2 protein-coding genes are annotated in these 1,635 nt (G+C 67.4%); both read left to right on the top strand.

Features of this window, described 5'->3' with window-relative positions; genetic code table 11:
• The coding region (locus tag WB528_RS21925; RefSeq protein ID WP_423890622.1) for a Tm-1-like ATP-binding domain-containing protein at positions 1-1,205 on the top strand (1,205 nt) is incomplete at its 5' end.
• A gap of 2 nt (positions 1,206-1,207) precedes the next feature.
• On the top strand, positions 1,208-1,635 hold a 428-nt coding region (locus WB528_RS21920; protein ID WP_423890620.1), incomplete at its 3' end, for a phosphoenolpyruvate hydrolase family protein.

Here is a 1,635-nt window from a genome sequence, read left to right as displayed (position 1 = left end):
CCAAAGGACCGGAGCTGCGTTTCATCCGCGATCTCGTCAAGGCGAGCGGGCTGCGGACCCGGCTGGTCGATGTTTCGACCAGCGGCAAGGCCGCGACCACCGACGTCACCGCGCAGGAAATCGCGCTCAACCATTCGCGGGGCGGGCCCGGCGTGTTCAACGGCGACCGCGGCGCCTCGGTCGGCGCAATGGCGGAGGCTTTCGAGGCCTGGATCAAGCGGCAGACCGATGTTGCCGGCATCATCAGCGCCGGCGGCTCGGGCGGTGCCTCGATCGTGGCGCCGGGCATGCGCGCCCTGCCGATCGGCGTGCCCAAGGTCCTGATCTCCTCGATCGCCTCGGGCGATGTCGGCCGCTATGTCGGTCCCGCCGACATCACCATGATATATTCGGTCACCGACGTCCAAGGCATCAATTCGATTTCGCGCCAGGTGCTCGGCAACGGCGCGCAGGCCGTGATCGGCATGGTGAAGTCGCGGCTTGGCGACGGTGTCGCAGCGCCTGCCGCGACCGATCTCCCCGCGGTGGGCCTGACAATGTTCGGCGTCACCACGCCGTGCGTGCAGCAGATCTCGGCTGAACTCTCGAAGGAGTGGGAGTGCCTGGTCTTCCACGCCACCGGCGTCGGCGGCCAATCGATGGAGAAGCTGGTCGATTCCGGCCTCTTGGCCGGCGCGATCGACCTCACCACCACGGAAATCTGCGATCTCCTGATGGGCGGCGTATTCCCCGCCACCGAAGACCGTTTCGGCGCCTTCATTCGCGCCCGCCTGCCCTATGTCGGATCGGTCGGCGCGCTCGACATGGTCAATTTCGGCGCCAGGGACACCGTGCCGCTGGCCTATTCCGGCCGCCGCCTGCAGGTTCACAATCCTCAGGTGACTTTGATGCGCACCACGCCGGCGGAAAACGACGCCATGGGCCGATGGATCGGCGAGCGCCTCAACCGCATGGATGGGCCGGTGCGCTTCTTCCTGCCCGAAGGCGGCGTCTCCGCGCTCGATGCGCCAGGCCAGCCGTTCCACGATCCCGAAGCCGACGCCGCCCTGTTCCGCGCCCTCGACCAGACGGTGCGCCAGACCACCAACCGTCAGCTGATCCGCATCAAGCGCCACATCAACGATCCCGAATTCGCCTCCGCCGTCGTCGCCGCGTTTCGCGCACTGCACGGTCGCGCAGGCACCCGCAGACGCGCGGCGAGGTAGCCATGGCCAGATTTGAACGTTCAGCCCTGCTCGAGAAATTCCGCGCCATGGTGGCGCGCGGCGAGCCGATCATCGGCGGCGGCGCCGGCACCGGGCTGTCCGCCAAATGCGAGCAGGACGGCGGCGCCGACCTGATCGTGATCTACAATTCCGGCCGTTATCGCATGGCCGGCCGAGGCTCGCTTGCCGGCCTGCTCGCCTATGGCGACGCCAATGCCATCGTGGTCGAGATGGCGCGCGAAGTGCTCCCGGTGGTGCAGCGAACACCGGTGCTCGCCGGCGTCAACGGCACCGATCCGTTCCGGCGGATGGACGTCTTCCTCGCCGAGATCAAGGCGCTTGGGTTTTCCGGCGTCCAGAACTTCCCGACCGTCGGCCTGATCGACGGCACCTTCCGCGCCAATCTCGAAGAGACCGGGATGTCGTATGC

Source organism: Bradyrhizobium sp., assembly GCF_049586575.1.
Lineage (GTDB): Bacteria > Pseudomonadota > Alphaproteobacteria > Rhizobiales > Xanthobacteraceae > Bradyrhizobium.
Note: the sequence above shows the minus strand (reverse complement) of the source record. Positions and strands in the feature narration are given on the sequence as shown.